This is a genomic window from Streptomyces sp. NPDC048671 (assembly GCF_055587045.1).
Genome location: NZ_JBVJHB010000007.1, coordinates 82,142 through 106,821 on the forward strand (window position 1 = coordinate 82,142; position 24,680 = coordinate 106,821).

A 24,680-nucleotide genomic window follows, 5' to 3' on the forward strand; every position below is an offset into this window, starting at 1 on the left:
AGTGAGCATGAGTGAGACCGATGATGCCGCCGGTCCGGTCGCCGCCGGGCCGGTGCCGGACCACCCGGACCGGCGGCGGCTCGCCCGCCGGGCCGCCCACGGGGCCGTGTCCACCCACCTGTCGCTGCTGAGCGACCGCCGGCTGGGCGACGCCGTCCGCGCGGCCACCCCGCTCGGATCCGGGATGGGCGGCAGGTCGGCGGAGCTGGAGGTGTGCGGGACCCGGGTCTTCGTCAAACGGGTACCGCTGACGGACCTCGAACTGCGGCCGGAGAACGTGCGGTCGACGGCCAACCTCTTCGGGCTGCCGACGTTCTACCAGTACGGGGCGGGCTCGGCCGGATTCGGGGCCTGGCGCGAGCTGGCCGCGCACACGATCACCACCGGCTGGGTCCTCGGTGACGCGTACGGGGACTTTCCGCTGATGTACCACTGGCGGGTCCTGCCGGACTCCGCTCCGCAGGGGTTCGCCGACGAGTTCGGGGGCGTCGACGGGGCGGTCGCCCACTGGGAGGGCTCCCCGGCCGTACGCGCCCGGCTGGACGCCGTCGGCCGGTCCCCGGCGAGCCTGGTGCTCTTCCTGGAACATGTGCCGCAGACCCTCGCGGCCTGGCTGGGCGATCGCCGGGCGGCGGCCAGGGAGGGCGGGGAGAGCCCGCCGTACGCGTGGCTGGACGAGACCCTGGCCCGTGGGGCGGACTTCATGAGCTCCCGCGGGTTCGTGCACTTCGACGCGCACTTCCACAACATCCTGACCGACGGCAGCTCGGTCCGCTTCGCGGACTTCGGCCTCGCCCTGAGCTCCGCGTTCGAACTCTCCCCGGAGGAGTCCGCGTTCCTGGCCGGGCACCTCGCGTACGACCGCCACTACGTCGCCGGCCATCTGGTCCGCCACCACCTGTTCGACGACGTGTGCGACGCCGCCTTCCTGCGCGGCTGGATCGCGGGCGACCGGCCCGGGGGCGTCCCGTCCGGGGCCGCCGCGGTCCTCGACCGGCACGCGGCGCCCGCCCTCGTCCTGGACGGCTTCCACCGCCGCCTGCTGACCGTGAGCAAGCGGACGCCCTATCCGGCGGCCGGGATCGACCGGGCCGCGGCTGCGTCGGCGCTACGAGGTCATCACACCGCACCACGGCCCCATGTGACGTGACGTCACTGCGGCGGAACGCCGTAGACCGGCCTCACGGAATGGGTGCCGGAACCAGGAAATGGCCAAAAGTGTCGCAGCTATCGATCTCCGGTCCACGCCAGGGTTGTTGGAGCTCGCCGGTCGGCGGCCCTGCAGCAGCGCGAGCTTCAACAACGGCTACCAGGCGTGGAACTACTGAGCAGGGTCCGGGTGATGGCGTGCTCGACGTCATGCCAGGGCGGCGGCCCGGTGCTGTCGAATGGGTGTTCGTGCCCATGACGTAACTTGGGCGCCATGACCACGCCGCCGCAGCCGCCGCAGGGCCCGTACGGAGCACCCCAGGGCCAGGGCCCGTACGGACCGCCGCCGCAGCCCCAGCAGAACCCGTACGGGCAGCAGAACCCGCAGTTCCAGCAGGGCCCTTACGGGCAGCCGAGCCCGTACGCCCAGCAGCTGGCTCCCGGTCCGCAGCCCTTCGGGTATCCGCAGGGGCCGCCGCCGTCCTTCGGGTTCCCGCAAGGACCGCCGCCGCCCCGGAAGAAGCGGACCGGGCTGATCGTCGGGATTGTCGTCGGCGCGCTGGTGGTGGCCGGCGGCATCGCGTTCGGGGTCTCGCGGCTGGCCGACGCCGGGGCGTCGGCGGTCAGCGGTGAGTTTCCCGCGGCCGAGTACCGGCTGACCGTGCCGAAGAAGCTGCTGGACGAGGAGTACACGCTGTTCGAGGACTCCTCGGCGACCGAGGGGCGGGAGGTCGAGGAGACCTACGACCCGAGCATCCGCGACGCGAAGGCCGTCGTCACCCAGTACACCTCCTCCGCCGGCGGCACCCTGGTCATCTCCGGTATGTGGGGACGGATCAAGGGACCGGCGTTCACCCGGGGCAAGATCCTGGAGGGGGCCGCTCAGACGGAAGGCATGACCATCGCCGTACCGGCCAGGGAGTTCACTCCCGACGGGTACGGGATCACCGTCTCCTGCCAGGTCGTGCGGTCCAAGGAAGGCGCGATCACCAGCACCATCCCGATGTGCGCCTGGGGAGACGACAACACGGCGTCCTTCGTCGCCGTCGTCACGCCCGAGACCGCGGCCCAGGACCCCGAGAAGGTCGACCTCGAAAAGGCGGCGCTGGACACCGCCCGGGTCAGGGCCGAGTCGCGCAAGCCGATCGGCGCCGCCCAGGCCGGCTGATCAGCTCGTCGCGCCGGGCGCCGGGCGCCGTGGATTCGGCGGCTGTCACGGCCGCACACCGGGCAGCGCCCTCTGTGCCGCACCGGCCATGGCGAGCAGCGGGACATCGGCTCCGCGCCGCGCCACGAGTTGGAGCCCGACCGGGCAGCCGTCCGGGGTGAATCCGGCGGGCACGCTCGCCGCGGGATGCCCGCTCAGGTTGAACGCCCAGGTCAGGGCGGTGGAGAAGAGCTCGCCCGGTCCCTCGTGGCCGTGGGGGCGGTTGGGGGTGACCGGGGTGAGGAGCAGGGGCGCGTCCGCGAAGAAGGCGTCCAGCCTGCGGTCGTTCTCCCGTCGGAGCTCCTCGTCGGGCGCCGCCGCCCGGCCGTCGCGTACCGCCTGCCAGACCGCCGCCGGGTCGAGCAGTTCGCAGCCGGTGTCCGCGAGCCGGATCACCCCGGCCGCCGCCAGCCGCCGCACCGCGCCCCGCACCACCGCCTCGACCTCCGGGTCGACGTCCGCGTACCCGAGGTCCGGGCTGTAGACGGCGCGCAGCGGCAGCTCCGCCACGGCGGGTTCGTACGTGTCCAGGACACAGCGCAGATACAGCTGCGCGTGCGCGGCGGACCGGGCCAGCACCCCGGCGGAGGCGAGCCCCGAGCGGTCGGGGGAGGGCAGCAGACCGCTGGTCGTCTTGAGGCCGAACACCCCGCACCAGGCCGCCGGGATGCGCACCGACCCGGCCCCGTCGCTCCCGGTCGCCAGCTCCACCAGCCCCGCCGCGACCGCCGCGGCGGAGCCCGCCGATGAACCGCCCGGAGTCCGGTCCGGCCGCCACGGGTTGACCGTCCGGCCGTGGGCGCCGAGACCCCAGGTCTGCCAGTGCGTGCCGGGGCCGGGCACGGAGGTCGAGCCGACCGGGACACCGCCCGCCGCGATCAGCCGCCGGGCCGCGTACGAGCGGATTCCGGCGCGGCCCTTCACCGCGAACGGGAGCCCGGCCAGCGGGAGCCGGGACGCGCCGGGCAGCCGGGCCAGCGCCTCCTTGCGCCAGACATCGAGGAAGGCACAGAGCCGCGGGTCCGCCCGCTCGATCGCGGCCAGGGCCGCGGGCACCCGACTGGAAGCCGTCATGCGCTCAGTCTCCCAGCGCCGCCTCCATGACGGAACGCGCGATCGGCGCGGCACTGCCGCCGCCGCTGATGTCGGCCCGGTCGGCGGCGGCGTCCTCGACGACCACGGCGACCGCGACGGCCGGCCGGGCGGAGTCCCGCGCCTGCGCCCAGGAGATGAACCAGGCATACGGCGTGCCGGTGTTGTCGATGCCGTGCTGCGCCGTGCCGGTCTTGCCGCCGACCGTGGCCCCGTCGATGGCCGCGTTGGTGCCGGTGCCGTCCTCCACCACGTCGGTCATCATCCGGCGCAGCCACGTCGCCGTCTGCGGGTTCATCGCCCGGTGGTAGGAGCGCGACCCCGTGGTGCGGACGGTGGAGCCGCTGTGCGTGGTCGTACGGTCCACCAGGTGCGGGTACATGAGTTCGCCGCCGTTCGCCACGGCGGAGGCCACCATCGCCATCTGCAGCGGGGTCGCCGTGGTGTCGAACTGGCCGATCGAGGAGAGGGCCAGCTGATCGTCGCTCATGTCGGTGTCGAAGTTGCTCTTCGCCACCCCGGACGGGATCTTCAGCCCCGTGTCGTTGAAGCCGAACTTGCCGACCGCGTCCACCATGCCGTCCAGGCCGACCCGCACCCCGAGGTGGGCCATCACGGTGTTGCAGGAGACCCGGATCGCCTCGGCCAGGGACGCCTTGGCGCAGCCGCTCGCCTCGTTGGGGAGCGTGGTCGAGGTGCCCGGCAGGACGTAGGGGGAGGGGGTGTCGGTCCCGGCGTCCGGGTCGGTGACGACCTCGGCGTCCAGCGCGGCCGCCGCCGTCACGATCTTGAACGTGGAGCCGGGCGGATACGTCTGCCGGATGGCCCGGTCGAGCATCGGCTGACTCCGGTCCGAGTTGAGCTGCCGCCAGGCGTCGGTGACGGACGAACCGGTACCGGACAGCCGCCCCGGATCGTACGAGGGGGTCGAGACCAGCGCCAGGATCTTGCCGGTCGTCGGCTCGACGGCCGCGACCGCGCCCCGCCGGCCGCCGAGCCCCTCGTACGCGGCGCGCTGCATGGAGTCCTTGATCGTGGTGACGACGTCGCCGCCGGGCTGCCGGCTCCGGGTGATCTCGTTCCAGAAGGGGAGCGGGGCGAGCATCGGGTCGGTGCCGGAGAGGACCGGGTCCTCGGCGTTCTCGATCAGGGTGGTGCCGTACGTCTGCGAGGCGTATCCGGTCACCGGGGCGTACAGCGGGCCGTAGCGGTAGGTGCGCTCGTACGCGAGCTGCTCGCCGGTGTCCTTGGAGCCGGTGACGGATCTGCCGTCGACCAGGATGTTGCCGCGCGGCTGGTCGTAACGGTCGATCGTGTTCCGGCGGTTGGCGGGGTTGTCGTCGAGGGAGGAGGCCTCGAAGACCTGGACGCGGGCGGCGTTCACCAGCAGCGCCACGAGCAGCAGCAGACAGAAGGCGGCGGCGCGCCGGATGTAGCGGATCACGGCCGGGCCTCCCGCACGGTCGGCGCGTACGGGATCACAGCTCGTCCTCCAGGATGGGCGCGATGACTCCGGTCTCCACCTGGTCGGGGTGGGGTCTGCGGGCCAGGTCGCTGATCCGGATCAGCAGCGCCACGATGATCCAGTTGGTGACCACGGACGAACCGCCCTGAGCGAGGAACGGCATCGCCATGCCCGTCAGCGGGATCAGCCCCATCACCCCGCCCGCGATCACGAACACCTGGAGCGCCAGGATCGAGGCGAGGCCGATCGAGAGCAGCCGCCCGAAGGAGTCGCGCAGGGCGAGCCCGGCCCGGTAGCCGCGCGCCACCAGCAGCGCGTACAGCATGAAGACCGCGGTCAGCCCGGTCAGGCCGAGCTCCTCGCCCGCCGTCGCCAGGATGAAGTCGGACTTGGCGGCGAAGCCGATGAGGATGGAGTGCCCGAGCCCGAGGCCGGTGCCGAGCATCCCGCCGGCCGCGAAGGCGAACAGCGACTGGGCGAGCTGGCCGGCCCCCCGGCCCGCGTCGATGGAGGCGAACGGGTCGATCCAGTCCCGTACCCGGCTGTGCACATGCGGTTCGAAGGAGCCGACGACGAACGCGCCGACGGCGGCGAGCAGCAGCCCGACTGCGATCCAGCCGGTGCGGCCGGTCGCCACGTACAGCATGATCACGAACAGGCCGAAGAAGAGCAGCGAGGTGCCCAGGTCGCGTTCCAGGACCAGCACTCCGACGCTGAACAGCCAGATCGCCACGATCGGGCCGAGCACCCGGCCGGTGGGGAGCTGGAGCTTCCAGATCTTGCGGCCGGTGTACGCGAGGGCGTTGCGGTTCGCCGCGAGGTAGGCGGCGAAGAACACGGCGAGCAGGATCTTGGCGAACTCGCCGGGCTGGAAGGAGAATCCGCCGACCCTGATCCAGATCTTGGCGCCGTTCACGGCGGGGAAGAAGATCGGCACGATCATCAGGACGAGGGCCGTGGTCACCGAGAGGTACGCGTAGCGCTGGAGCACCCGGTGGTCGCGCAGGAACACCACCACCGCGATGAAGAACGCGACGCCGAGCGTGGACCAGACCAACTGGGTGGGGGCCGCCTGGTCCTTCGGGGTCTCCAGGTCGAGCCGGTAGATCAGCACCAGGCCGAGGCCGTTGAGCAGGACGGCGATGGGCAGCAGCAGCGGATCGGCGTACGGGGCGCGGAAGCGGACGGCGAGATGGGCGAGCAGCGCGAGCAGCCCGAGACCGCCGCCGTACCCGGCGACATCGGGCGGGACCGCGTCGTTCCTGGCCAGACCGACGGCGGCGTAGCCGTAGACGGAGATGAGGACGGCCCCGACGAGGAGCGAGAGTTCCACGCCGCGCCGCTTGGGCAGGCGCAGCTCGGGCGGGGGTGCGTCCGCTGTCGTTGCGGTCATGCCACGCAACGTAGCAAGAGGCGGGGGGTATTTCCCTTATGTCATAGTGCGGAGGTTCGCGGGATTCCGGTGGCGGGCCGTCAGGGCCGGGGGCCGGGTGGCGGATCCTCCTCGCGGCCCACGTACTCCGGCAGCGTCAGCCGGGCCACCGCCCCGCCGTCCGCCGCGTTCTCGAAGACCAGCCGGGCGCCCATCACCCGGGCCTGCCCGGCGGCGATGGTCAGCCCGAGACCGTGTCCCCTGCTGCCGCCCTCGGTGCGGAAGCGCTGCGGACCTCCGGCGGTCAGATACTCCGGGAAGCCCTCGCCGTGATCGCGTACGGTCACCACCGGCCCGTCGACCGTCAGCACGACCGGCGGGCGGCCGTGCCGGTGCGCGTTGCTGATCAGATTGCCGAGCACCCGCTCCAGCCGCCGCTTGTCCGTCTCGACGCGTACCGGCGGCCCGTCCCGGACGACCGCGACCTCGGTGCCGGTGCCCGAGGCGGACGCCACTCGCTCGACGAGCGGCGCCAGTTCGTGCACATCCAGATCGGCCCGCTCGGTACGGGTGTCGAGCCGGGAGATCTCCAGCAGGTCCTCGGTGAGGGCGCGCATCGTCCGGACCCGGTCCTGCACCAGCTCGGACGGGCGGCCCGGTGGCAGCAGTTCGGCGGCGGCCGACAGGCCGGTCAGCGGGGTGCGCAGCTCGTGCGCCACATCGGCGGTGAAGCGCTGCTCGGTCAGCAGCTTGCGCTGGAGCGCCGAGGCCATCGTGTCCAGCGCACCGGCGACGATCGCCACCTCGTCCTGCCGGCGCGCGGGGCCGGCCGTACGGGGGTCGGCGACGCGGGCGTCGAGATCGCCGGCCCCGATCCGGCGGGCCACCCGCGCGCTCTGGTGCAGCCGCCGGGTGACCCGGGTGACGGCGAACCCGCCGGCCAGCAGTGTGGCGCCGATCGCCAGCAGCGAGGAGCCGATGATCGCCCCGTCCAGGCCGTTGATCGTGCGGGCGCTCTGGCTGTAGTCGATCCGCGTCGCCAGCGCGTGGCCGTCGGCCGGGGTGGCGGCCCACATCGTCGGCCGGCCGAGGTGGTCGGAGACCATGGTGCCCCGCTCCCCGCCGGCCGCCAGGGCGCGCAGCGACTCGGGCAGCCCCGGCGGATCGAGACCCGAGCGCGGCGGGAGCGCCGCGCCCGCCTCGTAGGCGGCGGTGACGTCCGCCAGCCGGGTCAGCGCCTTCTCGCGGGCGTGGCCGACCGTCTGACGGGTGACCGCGGTGTGCACCAGCACGCCCAGCAGGGCGGCGAGCACGCAGCACATCACGGTGATGAAGACCGCGGCCTTCCAGGTCAGCGAGGCGGTCCAGGCGGGCATCCGCAGCCCGCGCGGGCCCCACGAGGCCCTCGGCGGCCGGCGGCTCACCGGCGCTCCGCGGACACGGCGGCCGAGGGCGCCGCGGTGGGTGCGGCGGTCGGCCGCGCGGTGGGCGGCGGCGCCGTCGGCGCGGCGGAGGGCAGTTCGCTGGGCCGCTCGGAGGGCCGCGCGCTCGGGGGCTGCCGCCGGCCGGGCTTCGGCTGTGGGGTCATGCGCAGGATCCCGTCCTGGGTGGGCAGCATGGCGCGCTGCCTGCTGTCCCAGGACCAGGCCGTGCGGTACTCGTACCCGGTGATGGCCGACGGCGCCCGCATGATCAGGTCCCGGCCGGCCAGCTCCACGCTGATCACCGCGTCCGATGTGGACATGATCCGGGTCAGCCCGCTCGGCTCCGGCATGTAGACCCGTACGGAGAGCTGGCGGTCGGCCAGCTTGATGGCGAGGACCAGTTCGTCCTTGCCGTCACCCGTCAGATCGCGGTAGTACGGCGCGAGCACCGGGCAGTCGTCCGGCGCGGTCCGGCAGGCGTTGATCGCGCGGACCGCCGAGTCCGGGAGCTCGTCCGTACCGCTGGAGCGGTCGGGGCGGGCCCTCAGCCCCGCCTGCACCACCGCCACCGGGTCCAGCCGGCGCACATCGCCGCCCGGGACCGTGATGCCGGGGATGTGCGCGGTCTCGCCCTCGCCGTAGTCGTACGGGGCGGCGGAGGCGGGCGGCAGCTCCGGCCAGAGGTGGGCGGGCCCGATGGCGGCCGGGGCCGGCCCGGTGCTCTTCAGCCCGCCACCGGTGCCGCATCCGGCCAGCAGGGCGGCGCCGGCCAGCAGGGCCGCCGCGCGGGGCCCCGCCCGGTGCTGCGGACGCATGGCTCTCTCCGTTCCCGAGGTCCGTCGAGCCGGCGGGCTCGCGCACGGCCCCGGCTCCGTAGACCTTATTCGGACGGAAGTCTCTTATGCGTATTTAGTGCTGATACGGGTTCTGTCCCTGGCCCTGCGCTCCCGGCGTGAAGCCCGGCTGCTGCTGCGACTGCCCGAACGGGTTGCCGTCCTGCGACGCCAGGTGCTGGGCCAGCAGCTGTTCGGCCTGCTCCTTGGGTATCTTCTGCTCACCACCGCAGAACGTGCACTGGGTGGCGTACTTCGTCGAGAAGGGGAACAGCGGCACGAAGAACAGCGTGAACTTCGTGACCCGCTTGCGCAGGGTGTGCGCGGACGGATTCCCGCACCAGCCGCAGACCATCGTCATGACGGCCAGTTGGTAGAGATAGCCTCGCGTACCGAAAATGATCATGTCGTGGGTCCCTTCCCCGGATTACCCGTGAGCGCCCGGCGGCAGAGCGCCAGCAGCTTCTCGTCCTCGTATGTGTCATGGCTGCCGTAGCCGCCGTCCATCGCGTTGTGACGGCGTACGGAGGCGAGCTCGGCGCGCAGCACATGTACCGCGTCCGACCCCGCACCGGCGGCCCCCATCCGCGCCAGGCATCCGGCCACCCGAACCCTGACATGGCGGTTCTGCTCCCAGGCCGCCAGGAGCACCGGAACGGACTCCCCGGCCCGCCCGGAAACCTCCCACAGAGCGATCGCCGCGTCCACTCGCAGCCACAGCTCCTCGTGCCCCAGCAGCGCCCGCAGCCGCGGCGCGGTCACCACCGCCCGCGCACCGAGCCGGCCCAGCGCGCTCGCCGCCGCCCGCCGCTCGTGCGCGTGCTCCGCCTGGAGTCCCTCGATCAGCACCGGCAGCACGGCGTCGGCGTCCCCGTCGACCGCCCAGAGCGCCTCGGCGGCCTCCGTGGCCGCCGCGGTGCCGGGACGCCGGATCAGCGCCCGCAGCTCCGGCACCGCGCAGCGCGCCGCGGGCCCGAACGAGCCGAGCGCCCGCAGCGCCGCCGTGCGCAGCCACTCACCGCGGTACTCCGGGGCCCCGCGCAGCACCCGCAGCACCTCCGGTGCCGCCTCGCCCGCCCGCAGCGCGGTCAGCCCGGCCAGCAGCGGGCTCGCCCGGTCGTACGCAGCCTCGTCGAGGCCCACCTCGCCGAGCCTGCGCCGCAGCGCACCGGCCAGCGGACGGGCCGCCTGCCCCAGATAGCCGATGGCGAACCCCACGTCGTGCGGCACCTCGGGCCGCTCCAGCGCCGCGGCCAGCGCGGGCACGGCGCGGGCGTCGCCCAGCCGGGACAGGGCCTTCACCGCGCTGCCGAGCCCCGGCGGCCCGCTCGCCCACTCCTTCACCCAGGCCCCCGGATCCGCCGCGACCCGGGCCGCCAGCGCGTCCGCGGCCGGTGCGGCCAGGCCGAACAGCTCCTCCAGGACATGCGAGGCGGCCTCGGCCAGCCTCGGCTCGGCCGCGCCGAGCTGCTCGCCGACCAGCCGCACCAGCTCCCCGTAGGAACCGCGCCAGGCCCGGATCAGCCCGCTGCTCATCCGGACCGCGTCGATACGCTGCCAGCGGTCGGGGCTGCACAGCTGATCGGTCAGCAGCGCCGTCCGCTCGGCGACCCGGTCGTCGAGGCCGACATGCAGGGTCCGCAGCAGATCGGCCGTCCAGGGCGCCGCGCGCCCCGCGCTCTCCTCGGCCGACAGCGCCCGCAGCTGCCCCACCAGGGTCACCGGCGCGGCCCGCTCCTCGACCCCGGCCGGCTCCGGCTCGCTGAGCGCCTCGGCCGGCCGTGGCCCCGGCTCCGCGGCCACCGGCGAGGAGCGCAGCTGCCGCAGCAGCCCCGCCACCACCCGCACCACATCGCCCGGCAGCGCCTGCGGGGCGCACCGCGCCAGCTGGGCCAGCGCCGCCAGCCGCAGCCCCGGCGGATACGCCTCGGCGGCCAGCCGGCTCAGCCAGTCGGCGATCTGGTCGGTCAGCGGCCGGTGGCGCAGGGCCACCCGCCCCGCCGCCTCGACCAGCGCGAGCCGCACCTCGTCGTCCGGCTCGACCGCCAGCCGCTCCCGCAGCAGGGTCAGGACCCGCGCGGGGTGGCCGTGCAGGGTGGCCAGCGCCAGCGGGGCGGAGACCCGTACGCCCGGGTCGTCGTCGGCCATCAGGGCGAAGAACACCCCGGCGCCCGCGGTGACCGCGGCCGCCGCCATCGCGTAGTTCGCCGCGCCCTCGATCTCCTCCTCGTCGATCTCGTCCTCGTCGTCCTCGTCGAGGTCGATGCCGCCGATGCTGGTGAGCAGCTCGACGATGCCTCCGCGGTCCGGGACCGCCGGATCCACGACGAGCTCGAAGAGGAAGGGAATGCAGGCGAGGGTGCACGCGTAGACGTCACCCTGGTGGTGCACGGCCCCGTACATCCCGTCCAGCGCTCCCTCGCGCTCCGCCGGATCGGCGGACGCGAGGCCCTGGAGCAGGCCGGGCACATCATCGGCAGGCCCGTAGGCATGCTCCATCGAGGCCCAGTCGACCTCGTCGATCCCCGCGAACACGTCATCGCCTCCCCACGCGTCACCACGAAGCAGTGTCTGCGCAGAGTGTGCACCACCGCTCTGACAATCCACCCGCCGCATGCGGCCTTTTGCCTTTGGGCATGACAACAAAGGCGGCGGTGCGGTATGCCCCGCGGCGGGAGGGCCCGGCGGCTATGCCGTGTCCGGAATCGGACGCCCCCGGCCCGGTTCGTTGAGCGGCCCGAGCAGATCCCCGTACCGCCCCAGCCGCTCCGCCATGTCACCGGCCAGGAAGACCAGCTCCCCAGGGTCGCGGCACTCCCCGATCTCCGCCCAGGTGACCGGGGCGGAGACGGAGGGCTCGGCCCGCGCGCGCAGGGTGTAGGGGGTGGCGGTCGTCTTGGCCGCGGCGTTCTGGCTGAAATCGACGAACACCTTTCCCGGCCGGAGCGCCCGCCTCATCCGGTGCACCACCAGATCCGGAAGCTCCAGCTCCGCCTGAACGGCCAGCCCCTTCGCGTACGCCGACACCCGCTCGGACGCCGTGGGCTCCAGCGGGACGAGCAGATGCAGCCCCTTGGACCCGGACGTCTTCCCGTAGGCCTCCAGGCCGTCCGCCGCCAGGCGTTCCCGCAGCCAGAGGGCGACCTCGCAGCACTCCACGACGCTCGCGGGCGACCCGGGATCCAGGTCGAACACCAGCCGGTCGGCCACCCCCGGCGTACCGGCCCGCCACTGCGGGGTGTGGAACTCCACCACCAGGTTGGCCGCCCACACCAGCGAGGCGAGATCCCCCACGACGATCTGCCGGGCCCCCTCGTTCTCGCGGTGCGGCACCGTGGCCGTCCGTACCCAGGACGGCGTACCGGGCGGCGGGTTCTTGGTGAAGAAACGCTGTCCGTCCGGCCCGTCCGGGTAGCGCAGGAAGGACACGGGCCGCTCCCGCAGATGCGCCAGCAGCGCATCGGCGGCCGTGGCCGCGTAGTAGTGCAGCACCTCGCCCTTGGTGGTGCCGGTGGCCGGATACAGCACCTTGTCCAGATTGCTGAGCGTCAGGCGCCGCCCCTCCACTTCGGTGATTGGCGACATACGATAAGAATCACACGCAAAACGGATCTATAGGCATATGAGGGCTGTAAGGGGTGACCGGTGAGGTCCATCTGGAACGGCGCCATCTCCTTCGGGCTGGTCAGCATCCCGGTCAAGCTGGTCAACGCCACCGAGAACCACTCGGTCTCCTTCCGCCAGATCCACCTCACCGACGGCGGCCGGGTCCGCTACCGCAAGGTGTGCGAGCTGGACGGGGAAGAGGTGCCCGCGGCCGAGATCGGCAAGGCCTACGAGGACGCCGACGGCTCGATGATCCCGATCACCGACGAGGACCTCGGCTCACTGCCGCTGCCGACGGCCAAGACGATCGAGATCGTGGCGTTCGTGCCGGCCGATTCGATCGACCCGCTCCAGATGGACGCGGCCTACTACCTCTCCGCCAACGGCGTCCCGGCCGCCAAGCCGTACACCCTGCTGCGCGAGGCGCTGAAGCGGAGCCGGAAGGTCGCCGTCGCGAAGTACGCGCTGCGCGGGCGCGAGCGCCTCGGGATGCTGCGGGTCGTCGATGACGTGATCGCGATGCACGGCCTGCTCTGGCCGGACGAGATCCGGGCCCCCGAAGGCGTCGCCCCGGACGCCGGAGTGAAGGTGCGCGACGCCGAACTCGACCTGGCCGACGCCCTGATGGCCACGCTCGGCGAGGTCGACATGGACTCGCTGCGCGACGACTACCGGGAGGCGGTCGAGGAGCTCGTCGCCGCCAAGGCCGCCGGCGAGGTGCCGCGGACGGCGGAGCCCGAGGACTCCGGCGGCAAGGTGCTCGACCTGGTCGCGGCCCTGGAGAGCAGCGTCCGGGCCGCGAAGGAGGCCCGGGGGGACGGGCCGGAGGGGGGTCGGCCGGAGGAGGACGGCGAGGAGGCGCCGGTCGCCGAGGTCACCTCGCTCGCGGACCGCAAGGGCGCCACCCGCGGTGCCCCGGCCGGCAAGTCCGGCTCGCGTACGTCGTCCGGTTCGGGATCCGGATCCGGTTCGGGTTCAAGTTCCAGATCCGGTTCGGGTTCCGGTTCGGGCTCCGGGGCCCGGAAGTCCACCGGCTCCTCGCCCGAGTCGTCCGGGACGTCCGGGACGAAGAAGTCCCCGGCCGGGGCCGGAAAGACGGCCGCGAAGAAGAGCACACCGAGCGGCGGGACGGGCTCGAAGAAGACGACGGCGAAGAGCACCGCCGCCAGGAAGAAGAAGAAGACGACGACGGCGAAGAAGACGACGGCGGCGAAGAAGCGGAGCGGCACGAAGAGCGCCGCGCGCAAACGCGCCTCGGCCTGACCGCCGGCCCCGGCCGCGCGGGGTGCTGGACATCGCCGCCTCGGAGAAGGCCGCCCGCTACGCGCGGACCCGCGACGCCTTAGACCTCTCGCTGGTCACTGAACGGCCCGGACCGGCCGCTGTTCACCGTGGTGCGCGGCTCCGGACCGCCGAACGGCCGTCCCGGGGCTCGCGCCCCGGGACGGCCGTTCGGTCCGTTTTCGCCTACCGCGTCACTGCTCCGGGGATCAGTGCCTGCGGTAGGAGCTCACGTATCCGGGGGCCGGGGTGCCGACGCCCGTCACATCGTCGTAGCCCCGCACCGCCGACAGCGAGGCGTCCTTGCCCAGGCTCCGCACCGAGGTCAGCAGACCGTCCGTCGCGTCGTAGCCATTGGCGAAGTCCACCCGGGCGACGGCCAGGTCATGGCGCTTGCCCAGCGGGTGGTCCGTCACGTCGTGGTACGCCTTGGACTGGTAGCGGGCGTAGATCGCCGGGTTGGCGAAACCGATGGGCCGGCCGTGCTGCGCCTGCTGTGCCAGGGCCTGGACACCGGCGATGACCGGCGCCGCCAGCGACGTGCCGCCGATGCGGTACTCGTCGTAGCCCAGCGATCCGTCGGGCAGCGTCTGGGTCTGGCCGACCAGGAAGCCGGTGTTCGGGTCGGCGACGGCCGCGATGTCCGGAGCCGTACGCATCCGGGTCTTCCCGTTCGCCTTCGCCAGCGAGTCCGGCACGATGCCGCGCTGGTAGGACGGCTGCTTCACGGTGGAGCTGGTGCCGCCGCCCGCGCCCGAGGTGTACGCGCCGGGGAAGCCGGTCCAGCTCTTCCCGTCCGCCGCCAGGGGAGCGTTCGTGGTCCCCCAGCCGGTCTCCCACTGGTACGTGTCGTGCTTGCCGACGGCCAGCGACGTACCGCCGACGGAGGTCACCCAGGCGGAGTTCGAGGGGACGTCGATCTGCTTGGTACCGGTGGACGCGACGTTGTCGCCGTCGTCGCCGGAGGAGAAGTAGAAGCCGATGCCCTCGATCGCGCCCATCTTGAACACCTGGTCGTAGGCGAGCGCCAGATCAGGGGTCTGGTTGGCCTCGATGTCGCCCCACGAGTTGGAGACGATGTCCGCGAGCCGGTGGTCGACGACCTTGTTCAGCGAGTCCAGCAGATCGTCGTCGTAGCAGGACGCGCCGCCCACGTACACGATGTCCGCGGCGGGCGCGACGGCGTGCACGGCCTCGACGTCGAGGGTCTCCTCGCCGTACCAGCCGGAGGCCCCGCACTCCTCGGTCCTCGTGTAGTCGTCCGGCAGCACCTGGCGGAGCTGCCCGCGCTTGTACCGTGCGTCGCCGTTGCGCTTGGCGTACTCGGCGGCGTCCTTCGCGATGGTGGGGGAGGCGTACGCGTCGGTGATGGCGACGGTCACGCCCTTGCCGGTGAAGTTCCCGGCCCCGTAAGCGGCGCGCAGCTGCTTGCCGGTGTAGCCCTTGACCGCGTACGGCACCTTGGAGCCGTACGCGCTCGGCAGGGTGGAGGCGGTCTTCGAGCCGAAGTACGAGGAGGTCGGGCCGGAGTTGCGGAACACCGCGTCCGGCGGCGGCAGCACCTCGTCGTGGGTGGACTTGTGCGGTGCGTTGTCCAGGCCCGAGACGGCGAGCACGTCGCCGCTCAGCTCGGCCGGCACCGATGCGGTGGAGGCCGGGGCGCGGTAGGTGTGGCCGCCCTTGCGGTAGTTGCGCAGCTGGGTGCTGAACGCCTTCTCGGTGCCGGCGACTTCACCGGTCGCCGACACGTAGTGCTGGTTGGTGCCGGTGACGGTCAGCCCGGCGGCCTTCAGCCACTTGCTGACCCGGTCGATCTGCTGCTGGGTGGCCCCGAACCGCGCCTGCGCCTGCGCGGCGCTCAGGTACTTCCCGTACGACGGCGACCGCGGGTCGGAGACGGCGGCCGCGTAGGCGGCCAGCCCCTTCGCGTCCCGTCCGGCGAGGTGGACCCGGACGGCGACCTTTCCGCTGTCGGCCGTGGCTCCCTGGTCGGCCGTGGCGGTGGCCCAGGCCGGCTTGGTGCCCTGGAGCGCGTCCCGGCCGACCGGTGCGGTGTCGGCGCTGGCGTTGGGTATCCCGAGGGCGAGCGCACCGGCGAGCAGTGGCAGTGTCACTGCCATGCTCAGCCCGGCGCGTCGTCCGGCGCGGCTGATTCTCAAAACAACCCCCTGCGATGTGGGTCTCGCGTGCGGAGCATGTGCCGAATGATGTGCACATGTAATCCGACACTCTGGCGAGGAACACCTCATGTACGGGGCATGCGTTTCCCAAGAATCTGCCAAGTGGACGCGCGTAGAGGCGGGTTCGCAACGAATCGCCGAGGATCGGGCGCCCCGCCCGAAGGCTCCCGGTAGATCCGGGAAGCTCCGGATGTTACTGGACGGGCTGGGCGGACTGGGCGGGCTGGGTGGACTGGACGGGCTGCCGGGCTGCCGGGCTGCCTGGCCGTCAGGTGCCGGCGGTCAGATGCCCGGCTGCCGGATGCCCTGCTGTCAGGTGCCCGGTGAACGGGCGGCGGAATGCGGCGAAACGGCTTCCGGCTGCGAGACCTTACCCTTACCCGTCTCGCAGCCGGAAGCCGTTTCGCTCTGGTCTCATTTCCCTTCGCCTCTCCTGAATGGAATCGAATCCGTGGAGAACCGTGAATCCTTTCCCAGGGGTTATCGGTCGTCCCGGAAAACTCTGATTCATGGTCCGGCGGAATCGTTTGTTCAGGCGGAAGGTGCTTTTCGGGAGAGGAATACGGAAGCCAGTACGGCGGCCGCGAACGATACGCCGGCCACGACCCACAGGCCGGTGTGAATACCGACGGTGAATCCCGAGGCGATGGCATCGGTCACGCCGGGCGGCGAGGGGCGGCCGCTGCCGCTGCTGCCGCTGCGGGCCACGTCCACCACCGCCGTGGCGATCTGCGGCGGGACATGGGCGTCCGCCAGGGTCCGCGGCAGCGCCCCGACGAAGCGGACGGCCAGCACGGCGCCCAGCACCGCCGTCGCCAGCACCGAACCGACCTGCCGGAACGCGGTGACCGCGTTCGACGCGGAACCCATCTGGGCGGGCGCGACCACCGCGAACGCGGCCGCGGTCGACGGCGCGACCACCAGCCCGCTGCCCAGACCCACCAGCGCCAGGCCCACCGCCGTGACCATGTACGAGCTGTCCGGCTCCTGGCGGACCAGCAGCACCGCCGCGACCGCCGCGATCAGCGAACCGGCGGCCAGCAGCCGGCCGGGGCCGATCTTCCCGGAGAGCTTCTGGGCCACCAGCGTCGACAGCACGAAGAAGACCATGGCCGGCAGCAGCCGTACCCCCGTGCTCAACGCCGTGACGTCCTGGACCCGCTGGAGGAAGAGCACCTCCAGGAAGACCACGCCGACGAACGTGAACAGCGCGGACGCCGCCACCAGCAGCGTCGCCGAGACCCGGATCGAGCCCATCATCCGTACGTCCAGCATCGGCACGGCCACCTGCCGCTCCACCCGTACCAGGGCGAACAGCGAGACGGCGGCGACCACCAGCGAGGTCAGCACGACCGGGTCGTCGTAGCCGGCCCGGCCACCCGTCGCGATCCCGTACACCAGCGTCCCGAGACCCAGCACCGAGAGGAACTGGCCACGCAGGTCCAGCGGCCTGTCCGGCACCTTGGACTCGGAGACCGCGTACAGCGTCACCGCCACCGTGACCACGGCGACCGGGGTGTTGACCAGGTAGACCGCCTGCCAGTCGAAGGCGTCCAGCAACGCCCCGCCGAGCAGCGGGCCGACGGCCAGACCGATGCCGGAGACCGACACCCACACCGTGATGTACCGCAGCATGCGCGGCAGATCGACGAAGAACGTGGTGGTGATGATGGCCAGTGAGGTCGGCAGCACCAGCGCGCCGCCGATCCCGCTGACGGCCCGGCCCACGAGCACCTGGGGGAAGGCGCCCGCCGTCGCCACGATCAGCGAGCCGACCGCGAGTGTGACCACGCCGATGACGAACACCCGACGCCGTCCGTACCGTTCGCCCAGAGCCCCGCCCGACAGCACGCACGCCGCCACGACCAGGGTGTACGTGCTGGACACCCAGCTCAGGTCCGCCGGGGCGATGTTCATGTCGACCTGGAGGGCACGCAGCGTCGAGATCGCCGACGTCACCTCGATGAACGACATGAACAGACCGAGGCACGCGGCGGTCAGGATCAGCTTGCCGTGCGGGATGACCGGCTTCGCGGGCGCGGCGGCGGCCGTGGTCTCCGTCTCCGCGCTCATCACTTGCCCCGCTTCTCGGCGATGCGCCGCGCGGCGTCGTCCCACGACAGCGGGAGCTCGCTCCGGGCGGCGCCGTAGAAGACGAAGGTCGAGCGGTCCATCGTCGGAATCAGCTTCGCGACCACCTTCGCGTGCGGGTCGCTGCGGGAGAAGGTCTCCAGCGACTCCTGGTCCTGCCACGCGGACAGCGTCCAGAACGTCTTCTTGAACGGTTCGGCGCGCAGCGACGCGCCGATGGTGCCGGGCGCGGAACGGACCTGCTTCCACACCACCAGCGACAGCAGGAAGAATCGCGGCACGTTGAGCAGCGACTTCACCTCGAACTTCGATGCCATGACCACGGCCTCGCCTGAGTCGGGGGACTCGGTGGCAGCGGCCCCGGGCATCCAGGGAATGGTGGGCATGGGGGATATCTCCTCTTCGGCATGGGGCGCGTGATCACAGCAGGGAATACCCGCTACCCACATGAGACACGCGCGACGGCGATCCGGACATGTGGTGGTGCACAACCGCTCCGGAGTGGCGGGGTTGGCCTGTTCGTGCCGCTGGTGTCCGGTACCCGTTGATCCGGACACCCCCTTTGAGGGCCATCGACGCATTCGATGGAACACCCATGTTCGGCGATGCGGTGTTTGACCCTCCGCCATGGCCCGAATTACTTTCCTTGCACGTCGCAGCCAGCCGGCTCAATCGGAGCGATGCACCAACGACCAAATGCTTTCCGAGGGTTCGCCCTCGCGCTCCAGCGGCCGTCGCACCATAGCGACTCCTTCCTTTTCCGGAGAACTGCCCGAACCCGAGGGGCCACCCTTCATGACAACTCGTGTCGCCGTGATCGGAGCCGGTATATCCGGCCTTTCCGCCGCCTACCATCTGCCGGACGATGTCGATGTCACCGTGTACGAGAAGGAGAACCGGCCCGGTGGGCACGCCCTGACCGTGGAGGTCGAGGAGGACGGCGGCACCATCGGGATCGACACCGCCTTCGTGGTCTTCAACTCCCGTACGTACCCCCAGCTGACCTCCTTCTTCCAGGAGGTGGGGGCCACCGCGCTGGACCACACCGGCGGCTTCGACTTCTTCGACCTCGACCGGGGACTCGACTACGGCACCGCCGAGTTCGAGCTCGCCGAGGAGGAGATCGCCCGGCGCTACCCGGCCGACTTCATGCCCCTGTGGCGGGACGCCGAACGCTTCCACAAGGAGGCGCCCCGCGACTTCCTGCGCAAGCGCACCGACATGGCGCTCGGGGAGTACCTGGACCGGGGCGGCTACTCCGACGCCTTCAAGTACGGATACGTCGTGCTGCTCGCCACCGCCGTCTGGTCGGTGCCCGCCGAACTGATCTGGGAGATGCCGGCCACCACCGTCATCGCCTTCTTCATGTCGCACGACCCCGGCGGCCTCGGCGGCCGCTCCGTCGCCTGGAAGACCGTCTCCGGCGGCAGCATCGAGTACGTGCGCCGCGTCGTCGGCGCCCTCAACGGCACGGTGCGCACCTCCAGCCCCGTCACCCGCATCCGGGAGGAGGGCGGCGAGAACGCCGGAGTCGTCGTCACCACGGCCGACGGCGAGGAGCGTTACGACTACGCGGTCGTCGCCTCGCACGCCGACCAGACACTCGCCCTGCTGGACAGCCCCACCCCGCTCCAGGCCGACATCCTGGGCAAGGTCCGCTACAGCTCCACCAAGGCGGTACTGCACACCGACCCCTCCAGCATGCCGCCGGACCGCTCCCGCTGGCAGAGCTGGAACTACGGGCTCAAGACCGTAGACGGCACCCCGCGCACCTGGGTCGCGTACTACATGAACTCCCTCCAGGGCTTCACCGCCCGGAAGGACTACTTCGTGACCCTCGACTCGCCGATCGTCCCGCGCGAGGAGACGGTCATCCGCGAGATCCCCTTCACCCACCCGATCATCGACCTCGACGTGCGCTCCATGCAGCGCACCATCTACGCGGTCAACGACACGGGGCGGGTCAAGCTCGCCGGATCGTACTTCCACTCCCCGAAGATCGGCCACGACCTGATCGGCTCGCACGAAGCCGGATACGTCTCGGGGCTCAAGGCCGCCGAGTCCATTGCCCGCGACATCAAGAAGTGAGGGAACTCCCATGCAGCGTGTCACCGCTCTGGAAGCACAGGCCTGGCTGGTCGAGAAGCTCGCCGTCCGGCTCGGGGTGGAGAAGGACCTGGTCGACGTCGAGCGCTACTTCGACGAATTCGACCTCGACTCCACCGAGGCACTGATTCTCGCGGGCGAACTGGAGAAGTGGCTCGGCTTCGAACTGGAGGCGACGGCGCTCTGGTACCACCCGACCATCGCCGCCCTGTCCGAGCACATAGCCGAGGAGAACGCCCGCCATGCCGCAGCGGCCTGACCCCTCAGCCGGCCGCCCGGTACTGACCCCGCTGACCTCCCCGGACACCGGGGCGGCCCGCCGGCTCTACGCCGTCCACCCGGGGGCGCTGGCGCCCGCCGCCTGGCAGCCGCTGGCCGAGCGGCTGCCGGCGGACACCGCACTGTCCCTGCTCGACCTGGGCAACATCCCGGCCTTCTTCACGGCGGCCTTCGACCCCCGGGCCGAACCCGCCACCGTGAGCGAACTGGCCGGCCGCTGCCTCGCCGAGATCGACGCGTCGGCACCCGGCGACGCGCCGTTCTCGCTGGTCGGCTGGTCCTTCGGCGGCGTGGTGGCCTTCGAGATCGCCGCCCGGCTCGAAGCCGAGGGCCGCGCCGGGCAGCTGGACGAGCTCGTGCTGCTCGACAGCATCGCACCGGTCCCCGCCTTCAAACGCACCGACGAGGTGCTGGAACCCCGGATGCTGCTCGACTGGTTCGCGATGTACCTCGGCGCCAAGCGGGACCGCCCGTTCACCGTGAGCGTGCCTCCGGTCGCGGCGGCCGAGGACGGGCTGCCCGTCGTACTGGCGGCGGCCACCGCGCAGGGCCTGCTGCCCGCCGACACCGAGCTCGCCGGACTGCGGAAGCTGTACACCGCCTACCACGGCGGCCTGACCCGCAACAACCGCTGCACCGCCCCGTACGAACCGGCCCCGCTGGACCGGTCGATCACCCTCGTCAAGCCCGAACGGTCGCTGCTTCCTGACAGCGGCGACCTCGGCTGGAGCCTGCTCAGCAACCGCCCCGTACGTCGGCTGGCGGTCGCGGGCGATCACTACACGATGCTCCAGGACCCGCGTACCGCAGCCGTGCTGTCCGGACGGCCGGCCGATTCCGCCGTCGCCTGACCGACCACCGCACCAGCGCTGCCCCGCCACCCGGCGCATCTGACCGAGAGGACCGTCGTGCACTACTCACGTCTGGCCGAAACCCCCATCGCCATCGTCGGGCTGGCCGGCCTGTTCCCCAAGTCCCGTAACGTGCGCGAGTTCTGGCGCAACATCGTGGACGGGAACGACTGCATCGAGGACGTTCCGTCCAGCCACTGGAACACCGACGACTACTACGACCCGGACCCCACCGCCGAGGACAAGACCTACGCCCGGCGCGGTGGCTTCCTCCCGGAGACCCCGTTCAACCCCATGGAGTTCGGCCTGCCGCCGAACACCCTGGAGGTCACGGACATCCTCCAGCTGCTCTCCCTGACCGTCGCCCGCGATGTGCTGCGCGACGCCGGTACCGAGGGCTCGGGCTGGTACGACCCCTCGCGCACCGGTGTCATCCTCGGCGTGACCGGGGCCAACTCCCTCACGCAGCCGCTCTCCGCGCGCCTCCAGACCCCGGTGATCAAGGAGGTCGTGCGCAGCGTCGGACTCAGCGAAGCCGAAGCGGACGAGATCGCGCGCCGCTTCAAGAAGGCGTACATCCCCTGGGAGGAGAACTCCTTCCCCGGGATGCTCGGCAACGTCGTCGCCGGACGCATCGCCAACCGCTTCGACCTCGGCGGCACCAACTGCACCGTCGACGCCGCGTGCGCCAGCTCCCTCGCCGCGACCAAGCTCGCCGTCAGCGAGCTCATCGAGGGCCGCGCCGACCTCATGCTCACCGGCGGCTGCGACGCCGAGAACACGATCCTGATGTACATGTGCTTCAGCAAGACCCCGGCGTTCTCGAAGAGCCAGGTCATCCGGCCCTTCGACGCCTCGGCGGACGGCACCCTGATCGGCGAGGGCATCGGCATGCTCGCCCTCAAGCGGCTCGCCGACGCGGAGCGCGACGGCGACCGCATCTACTCCGTACTCCGGGGCATCGGAACCTCCAGCGACGGCCGCTTCAAGAGCATCTACGCCCCGCGCGCCGAAGGACAGCAGCTCGCGCTGCGCCGCGCGTACGAGGACGCGGCGCTGCCCGTCGGCGCCATCGAGCTGTTCGAGGCCCACGGCACGGGCACCGCGGTCGGCGACCACACCGAGCTGTCCGCGCTCGGCTCCTTCGTCACCGGCGACCGGGCGGATGACGCCCCCGCGGACCTGGGCTACGCGGCCGTCGGCAGCGTGAAGTCGCAGATCGGCCACACCAAGGCGGCCGCCGGCGCGGCCGGCCTGATCAAGCTGTCCCTCGCCCTGCACCAGAAGGTCCTGCCGCCCACCATCAACGTCGACAGGCCCAGCGAGGCCGTCGACCCGGCGAGCACCCCCTTCTACGTGAGCTCCGAGGCCCGCCCCTGGGTCCTCGACCCGGCCCGCGACCGGCGCCGCGCCGCCGTCTCCTCGTTCGGCTTCGGCGGCACCAACTTCCACATGGTGCTGGAGGAGCACGACGGCGCCGAGGCGCCCAAGGTGCTCGGCCCGACCGCCCGCACCGGCATCTGGCACGCCGCCGACCCCGAGGCCCTCGCCCGCTCCCTGGAGCGCGGCGCCGCGGCCGACCCGGTCGGCTGGGTCCCGGCGGGCGACGCGCGCGTCGGCATCGTGGCCCGGAACGACGAGGAGTTCGAGGAGCTGCGCACCGTGGCCGTGGGGCTGCTGCGCGCCAAGCCGGACGCCACGTCCTGGCAGCACCCCAAGGGCATCACCTACCGCCGCGCCGCCCTGCCCCAGGGCGCGAAGACGGCTGCCGTCTTCGCCGGCCAGGGCAGCCAGTACGTCGGCATGGGCCGCCGCGCCGCCCTGACGCTCCCCTCGGTACTCGCGGCCTACGACAAGGCCAACCAGCTCACCGGCGGCGCCGAGACACTCGGCAGGACCGTCTTCCCGCCGCCCGCCTTCACCGACGAGGTGCGCAAGGAGCAGGAGGAGCGGCTGCGCCGCACGGAGTTCGCGCAGCCCGCGATCGGCGCGCTGTCGGCGGGCCAGTTCGCCTGGTTCAAGCAGCTCGGCTTCACCCCCGACGGCACGATCGGCCACTCCTTCGGCGAACTCACCGCCCTCTGGGCGGCGGGCGCGCTGGACGACGACCGGTTCGCCGAGCTCGCCCGCGCCCGCGGCCTCGCCATGGCGCCGCCCGCCGGCGCCACCGGCTTCGACCCGGGCGCGATGGCCGCGGTCCGCGCCGAACAGACCGCCGTCCAGGAGCTCGTCGCCGGCTACCGCGACGTGAGCGTCTGCAACATCAACGCCCCCGGCCAGATCGTGGTCGGCGGCCCCACCGCCGAGATCGACCGCCTGGTGGCCGACGCCTCGGGCCGCGGCGTCCACGCGAAGCGCCTTCCGGTCTCCGCCGCGTTCCACACCCGTTTCGTCGCCCACGCCGCAGACGCCTTCCGCGAGGCCGTCGACCGCGTCGGACTCGGCACCCCGACCGTCCCGGTGTACGCCAACACCGCGGGCGCGACGTACGGCACCGACCCGGCCGCCAACGGCCGCACCCTCGTCGACCAGCTCCTCCGGCCCGTCGACTTCGCCGCCCGCATCGAGCAGATGTACGCCGACGGGTACCGCGTCTTCGTCGAGTTCGGGCCCAAGCGGGTGCTGTCGGACCTCGTCGGCCGCATCCTGGAGGGCCGTGACGACGTCGTGTCGCTCGCGGTCGACGGCGGCCCCGCCAAGGACAGCGAGGTGGCCCTCAAGCGGGCGGTCGTCGAGCTCGCCGTGCTCGGCCTGCCGGTCACGGGCATCGACGACCACACGGAGCCGGAGCTGGTGGTACCGGTCCGCAAGGGCCTGACGATCCCGCTGCGCGGCATCAACTACGTGACGGACGCGCGCCGTTCGGCGTACGAAGAGGCCCTGGCCGAGCCCACGGCGACACAGCCGGCTGCGGCTCCGGTCCCGGTCCCGGTCCCGGCACCGACTCCGGCTCCGGCCGCCGTCGCCCCTGCCGGTGCTGAGCTGAGCGATGTCGTGCGGGAGGGGCTCGGCCTCCAGGCGGAGATCCTCGACTCGCACGTCACGACGATCCGGCAGGCGGTCCAGTCCCTGGAGGACTCGGTCCGCTCCGGAGCCCACCCCGACACGGACGCCGCCCTGCGCCTGATCCAGGAGCACGGCACGTCCATCGCCTCAAGCCACGAGCGCGCCACCCGACTGCTGATCGACGCACTGCGAGGCACCGAGGAGACCCCGGTGGAGGTCGCGGCGGAGACCCCGGTGGAGGTCGCGCCGGAGGCCACGCCGGCTCCGGTGGAGGTTGCTGCGGCGGCTCCTGTGGCTGAGGTTGCTCCGGTTGAGGCTGCTCCGGTTGTGGTCGAGGAGCCTGTCGCCGCCGCTGTCGATGGCGCGGTGTTGGAGGCGCTGTTGGGTGTGGTGGCGGAGAAGACGGGTTATCCGGCGGAGATGCTGGAGCCGGGTATGGATCTTGAGGCGGATCTGGGGATTGACTCGATCAAGCGGGTTCAGATCCTGGGTGCGTTGCAGGAGCGGTTCCCGGTGTCGGGTGATGTCGACCCGGAGCGGTTGGGTGAGCTGCGGACGCTCGACGATGTCGCTGGTTTCCTGAGCTCGGCATCCGCGCCCGCTGCTGTCGCACCTGCTGCTGCTCCGGTTGCTCCGGTTGTGGTTGAGGAGCCTGTCGCCGCCGCTGTCGATGGCGCGGTACTGGAAGCGCTCCTGGGTGTCGTGGCGGAGAAGACGGGATATCCGGCGGAGATGCTG

At 72.1% G+C, this 24,680-nt stretch carries 18 protein-coding genes; 7 read left to right on the forward strand and 11 right to left on the reverse strand.

Going from position 1 to position 24,680, the window contains the following annotated elements; genetic code table 11:
* Positions 1-7 precede the first annotated feature (7 nt).
* Together ACZ6S6_RS15705 and ACZ6S6_RS15710 are read left to right on the forward strand one after the other, a co-directional pair.
* Positions 8-1,150 carry a protein kinase family protein gene (locus ACZ6S6_RS15705; RefSeq protein WP_469705980.1) on the forward strand — a complete coding sequence of 381 codons (1,143 nt, stop codon included), beginning with the start codon at positions 8-10 and terminating at the stop codon, positions 1,148-1,150.
* A gap of 273 nt (positions 1,151-1,423) precedes the next feature.
* A complete protein-coding gene (locus ACZ6S6_RS15710; RefSeq protein WP_469705981.1) occupies positions 1,424-2,317 on the forward strand; it encodes a hypothetical protein in 894 nt (297 codons plus the stop codon).
* A gap of 45 nt (positions 2,318-2,362) precedes the next feature.
* Here the strand turns inward: ACZ6S6_RS15710 and ACZ6S6_RS15715 are convergent, their stop codons facing one another.
* The 8 genes from ACZ6S6_RS15715 to ligD all read right to left on the reverse strand — a co-directional run bounded on the left by ACZ6S6_RS15715 (position 2,363) and on the right by ligD (position 12,127).
* Positions 2,363-3,430, reverse strand: a complete 1,068-nt coding sequence (locus tag ACZ6S6_RS15715) for an amidase family protein (RefSeq protein ID WP_469705982.1) — start codon at positions 3,428-3,430, stop codon at positions 2,363-2,365.
* Between the two features lie 4 nt (positions 3,431-3,434).
* Positions 3,435-4,892, reverse strand: a complete 1,458-nt coding sequence (locus ACZ6S6_RS15720) for a peptidoglycan D,D-transpeptidase FtsI family protein (RefSeq protein WP_362960824.1) — start codon at positions 4,890-4,892, stop codon at positions 3,435-3,437.
* Positions 4,893-4,926: 34 nt separating this feature from the next.
* Positions 4,927-6,306: an FtsW/RodA/SpoVE family cell cycle protein gene (locus ACZ6S6_RS15725; protein ID WP_362960821.1), complete on the reverse strand. Its 1,380-nt coding sequence runs from the start codon at positions 6,304-6,306 to the stop codon at positions 4,927-4,929.
* Between the two features lie 80 nt (positions 6,307-6,386).
* Positions 6,387-7,709 (reverse strand): ATP-binding protein, encoded by a 1,323-nt coding sequence (locus tag ACZ6S6_RS15730; protein ID WP_469705983.1) that lies wholly within the window; start codon positions 7,707-7,709, stop codon positions 6,387-6,389.
* On the reverse strand, positions 7,706-8,524 hold the full coding sequence (locus ACZ6S6_RS15735) for a hypothetical protein (RefSeq protein ID WP_362960818.1): 819 nt from the start codon (positions 8,522-8,524) through the stop codon (positions 7,706-7,708). The genes ACZ6S6_RS15730 and ACZ6S6_RS15735 overlap by 4 nt, the downstream gene beginning before the upstream one ends.
* 94 nt (positions 8,525-8,618) lie before the next feature.
* Entirely contained in the window at positions 8,619-8,948 is a 330-nt protein-coding gene (locus tag ACZ6S6_RS15740) for a zinc-ribbon domain-containing protein (RefSeq protein ID WP_469705984.1), read from the reverse strand.
* Complete coding sequence (locus tag ACZ6S6_RS15745) at positions 8,945-11,077, reverse strand: PBS lyase (RefSeq protein ID WP_469705985.1); 2,133 nt, start codon at positions 11,075-11,077, stop codon at positions 8,945-8,947. Before ACZ6S6_RS15745 ends, ACZ6S6_RS15740 begins: the two co-directional genes overlap by 4 nt.
* Before the next feature lie 153 nt (positions 11,078-11,230).
* Positions 11,231-12,127, reverse strand: a complete 897-nt coding sequence (gene ligD, locus ACZ6S6_RS15750) for a non-homologous end-joining DNA ligase (protein WP_362960809.1) — start codon at positions 12,125-12,127, stop codon at positions 11,231-11,233.
* 60 nt (positions 12,128-12,187) lie between these two features.
* On the opposite strand from ligD, the gene ku reads away from it, so the two are divergent.
* Entirely contained in the window at positions 12,188-13,411 is a 1,224-nt protein-coding gene (ku, locus tag ACZ6S6_RS15755) for a non-homologous end joining protein Ku (RefSeq protein WP_469705986.1), read from the forward strand.
* 227 nt (positions 13,412-13,638) lie between these two features.
* On the opposite strand, the gene ACZ6S6_RS15760 is transcribed toward ku, so the two are convergent.
* From ACZ6S6_RS15760 to ACZ6S6_RS15770, 3 genes are all read right to left on the reverse strand, one after another.
* Positions 13,639-15,549 carry a S53 family peptidase gene (locus ACZ6S6_RS15760; protein ID WP_469705987.1) on the reverse strand — a complete coding sequence of 637 codons (1,911 nt, stop codon included), beginning with the start codon at positions 15,547-15,549 and terminating at the stop codon, positions 13,639-13,641.
* 591 nt (positions 15,550-16,140) lie between these two features.
* A complete protein-coding gene (locus ACZ6S6_RS15765; RefSeq protein WP_469705988.1) occupies positions 16,141-17,682 on the reverse strand; it encodes an MFS transporter in 1,542 nt (513 codons plus the stop codon).
* Positions 17,682-18,086, reverse strand: coding sequence for a DUF3291 domain-containing protein (locus ACZ6S6_RS15770; protein ID WP_362960797.1), 405 nt, complete (start codon positions 18,084-18,086; stop codon positions 17,682-17,684). Before ACZ6S6_RS15770 ends, ACZ6S6_RS15765 begins: the two co-directional genes overlap by 1 nt.
* Before the next feature lie 409 nt (positions 18,087-18,495).
* On the opposite strand from ACZ6S6_RS15770, the gene ACZ6S6_RS15775 reads away from it, so the two are divergent.
* From ACZ6S6_RS15775 to ACZ6S6_RS15790, 4 genes are all read left to right on the forward strand, one after another.
* Complete coding sequence (locus tag ACZ6S6_RS15775; protein WP_362960794.1) at positions 18,496-19,788, forward strand: NAD(P)/FAD-dependent oxidoreductase; 1,293 nt, start codon at positions 18,496-18,498, stop codon at positions 19,786-19,788.
* A gap of 10 nt (positions 19,789-19,798) precedes the next feature.
* A complete protein-coding gene (locus ACZ6S6_RS15780; protein WP_250967641.1) occupies positions 19,799-20,065 on the forward strand; it encodes an acyl carrier protein in 267 nt (88 codons plus the stop codon).
* The gene (locus ACZ6S6_RS15785) at positions 20,049-20,936 is read left to right on the forward strand and encodes a thioesterase domain-containing protein (protein WP_362960791.1); all 888 of its coding nucleotides are present in this window, start codon (positions 20,049-20,051) and stop codon (positions 20,934-20,936) included. The genes ACZ6S6_RS15780 and ACZ6S6_RS15785 overlap by 17 nt, the downstream gene beginning before the upstream one ends.
* A 57-nt stretch (positions 20,937-20,993) precedes the next feature.
* Positions 20,994-24,680 (forward strand): beta-ketoacyl synthase N-terminal-like domain-containing protein (locus ACZ6S6_RS15790; RefSeq protein WP_469705989.1); only part of this gene is annotated, 3,687 nt, incomplete at its 3' end.

Excerpts from the sequence above, each read along its gene's own strand:
- ACZ6S6_RS15705 (WP_469705980.1), top strand. The coding sequence starts at position 8 with ATGAGTGAGACCGATGATGCCGCCGGTCCGGTCGCCGCCGGGCCGGTG.
- ACZ6S6_RS15710 (WP_469705981.1), top strand. The coding sequence starts at position 1,424 with ATGACCACGCCGCCGCAGCCGCCGCAGGGCCCGTACGGAGCACCCCAG.
- ACZ6S6_RS15715 (WP_469705982.1), bottom strand. The coding sequence starts at position 3,430 with ATGACGGCTTCCAGTCGGGTGCCCGCGGCCCTGGCCGCGATCGAGCGG.
- ACZ6S6_RS15725 (WP_362960821.1), bottom strand. The coding sequence starts at position 6,306 with ATGACCGCAACGACAGCGGACGCACCCCCGCCCGAGCTGCGCCTGCCC.
- ACZ6S6_RS15735 (WP_362960818.1), bottom strand. The coding sequence starts at position 8,524 with ATGCGTCCGCAGCACCGGGCGGGGCCCCGCGCGGCGGCCCTGCTGGCC.
- ACZ6S6_RS15740 (WP_469705984.1), bottom strand. The coding sequence starts at position 8,948 with ATGATCATTTTCGGTACGCGAGGCTATCTCTACCAACTGGCCGTCATG.
- ligD (WP_362960809.1), bottom strand. The coding sequence starts at position 12,127 with ATGTCGCCAATCACCGAAGTGGAGGGGCGGCGCCTGACGCTCAGCAAT.
- ACZ6S6_RS15760 (WP_469705987.1), bottom strand. The coding sequence starts at position 15,549 with ATGGCAGTGACACTGCCACTGCTCGCCGGTGCGCTCGCCCTCGGGATA.
- ACZ6S6_RS15765 (WP_469705988.1), bottom strand. The coding sequence starts at position 17,682 with ATGAGCGCGGAGACGGAGACCACGGCCGCCGCCGCGCCCGCGAAGCCG.
- ACZ6S6_RS15770 (WP_362960797.1), bottom strand. The coding sequence starts at position 18,086 with ATGCCCACCATTCCCTGGATGCCCGGGGCCGCTGCCACCGAGTCCCCC.
- ACZ6S6_RS15775 (WP_362960794.1), top strand. The coding sequence starts at position 18,496 with ATGACAACTCGTGTCGCCGTGATCGGAGCCGGTATATCCGGCCTTTCC.
- ACZ6S6_RS15780 (WP_250967641.1), top strand. The coding sequence starts at position 19,799 with ATGCAGCGTGTCACCGCTCTGGAAGCACAGGCCTGGCTGGTCGAGAAG.
- ACZ6S6_RS15785 (WP_362960791.1), top strand. The coding sequence starts at position 20,049 with ATGCCGCAGCGGCCTGACCCCTCAGCCGGCCGCCCGGTACTGACCCCG.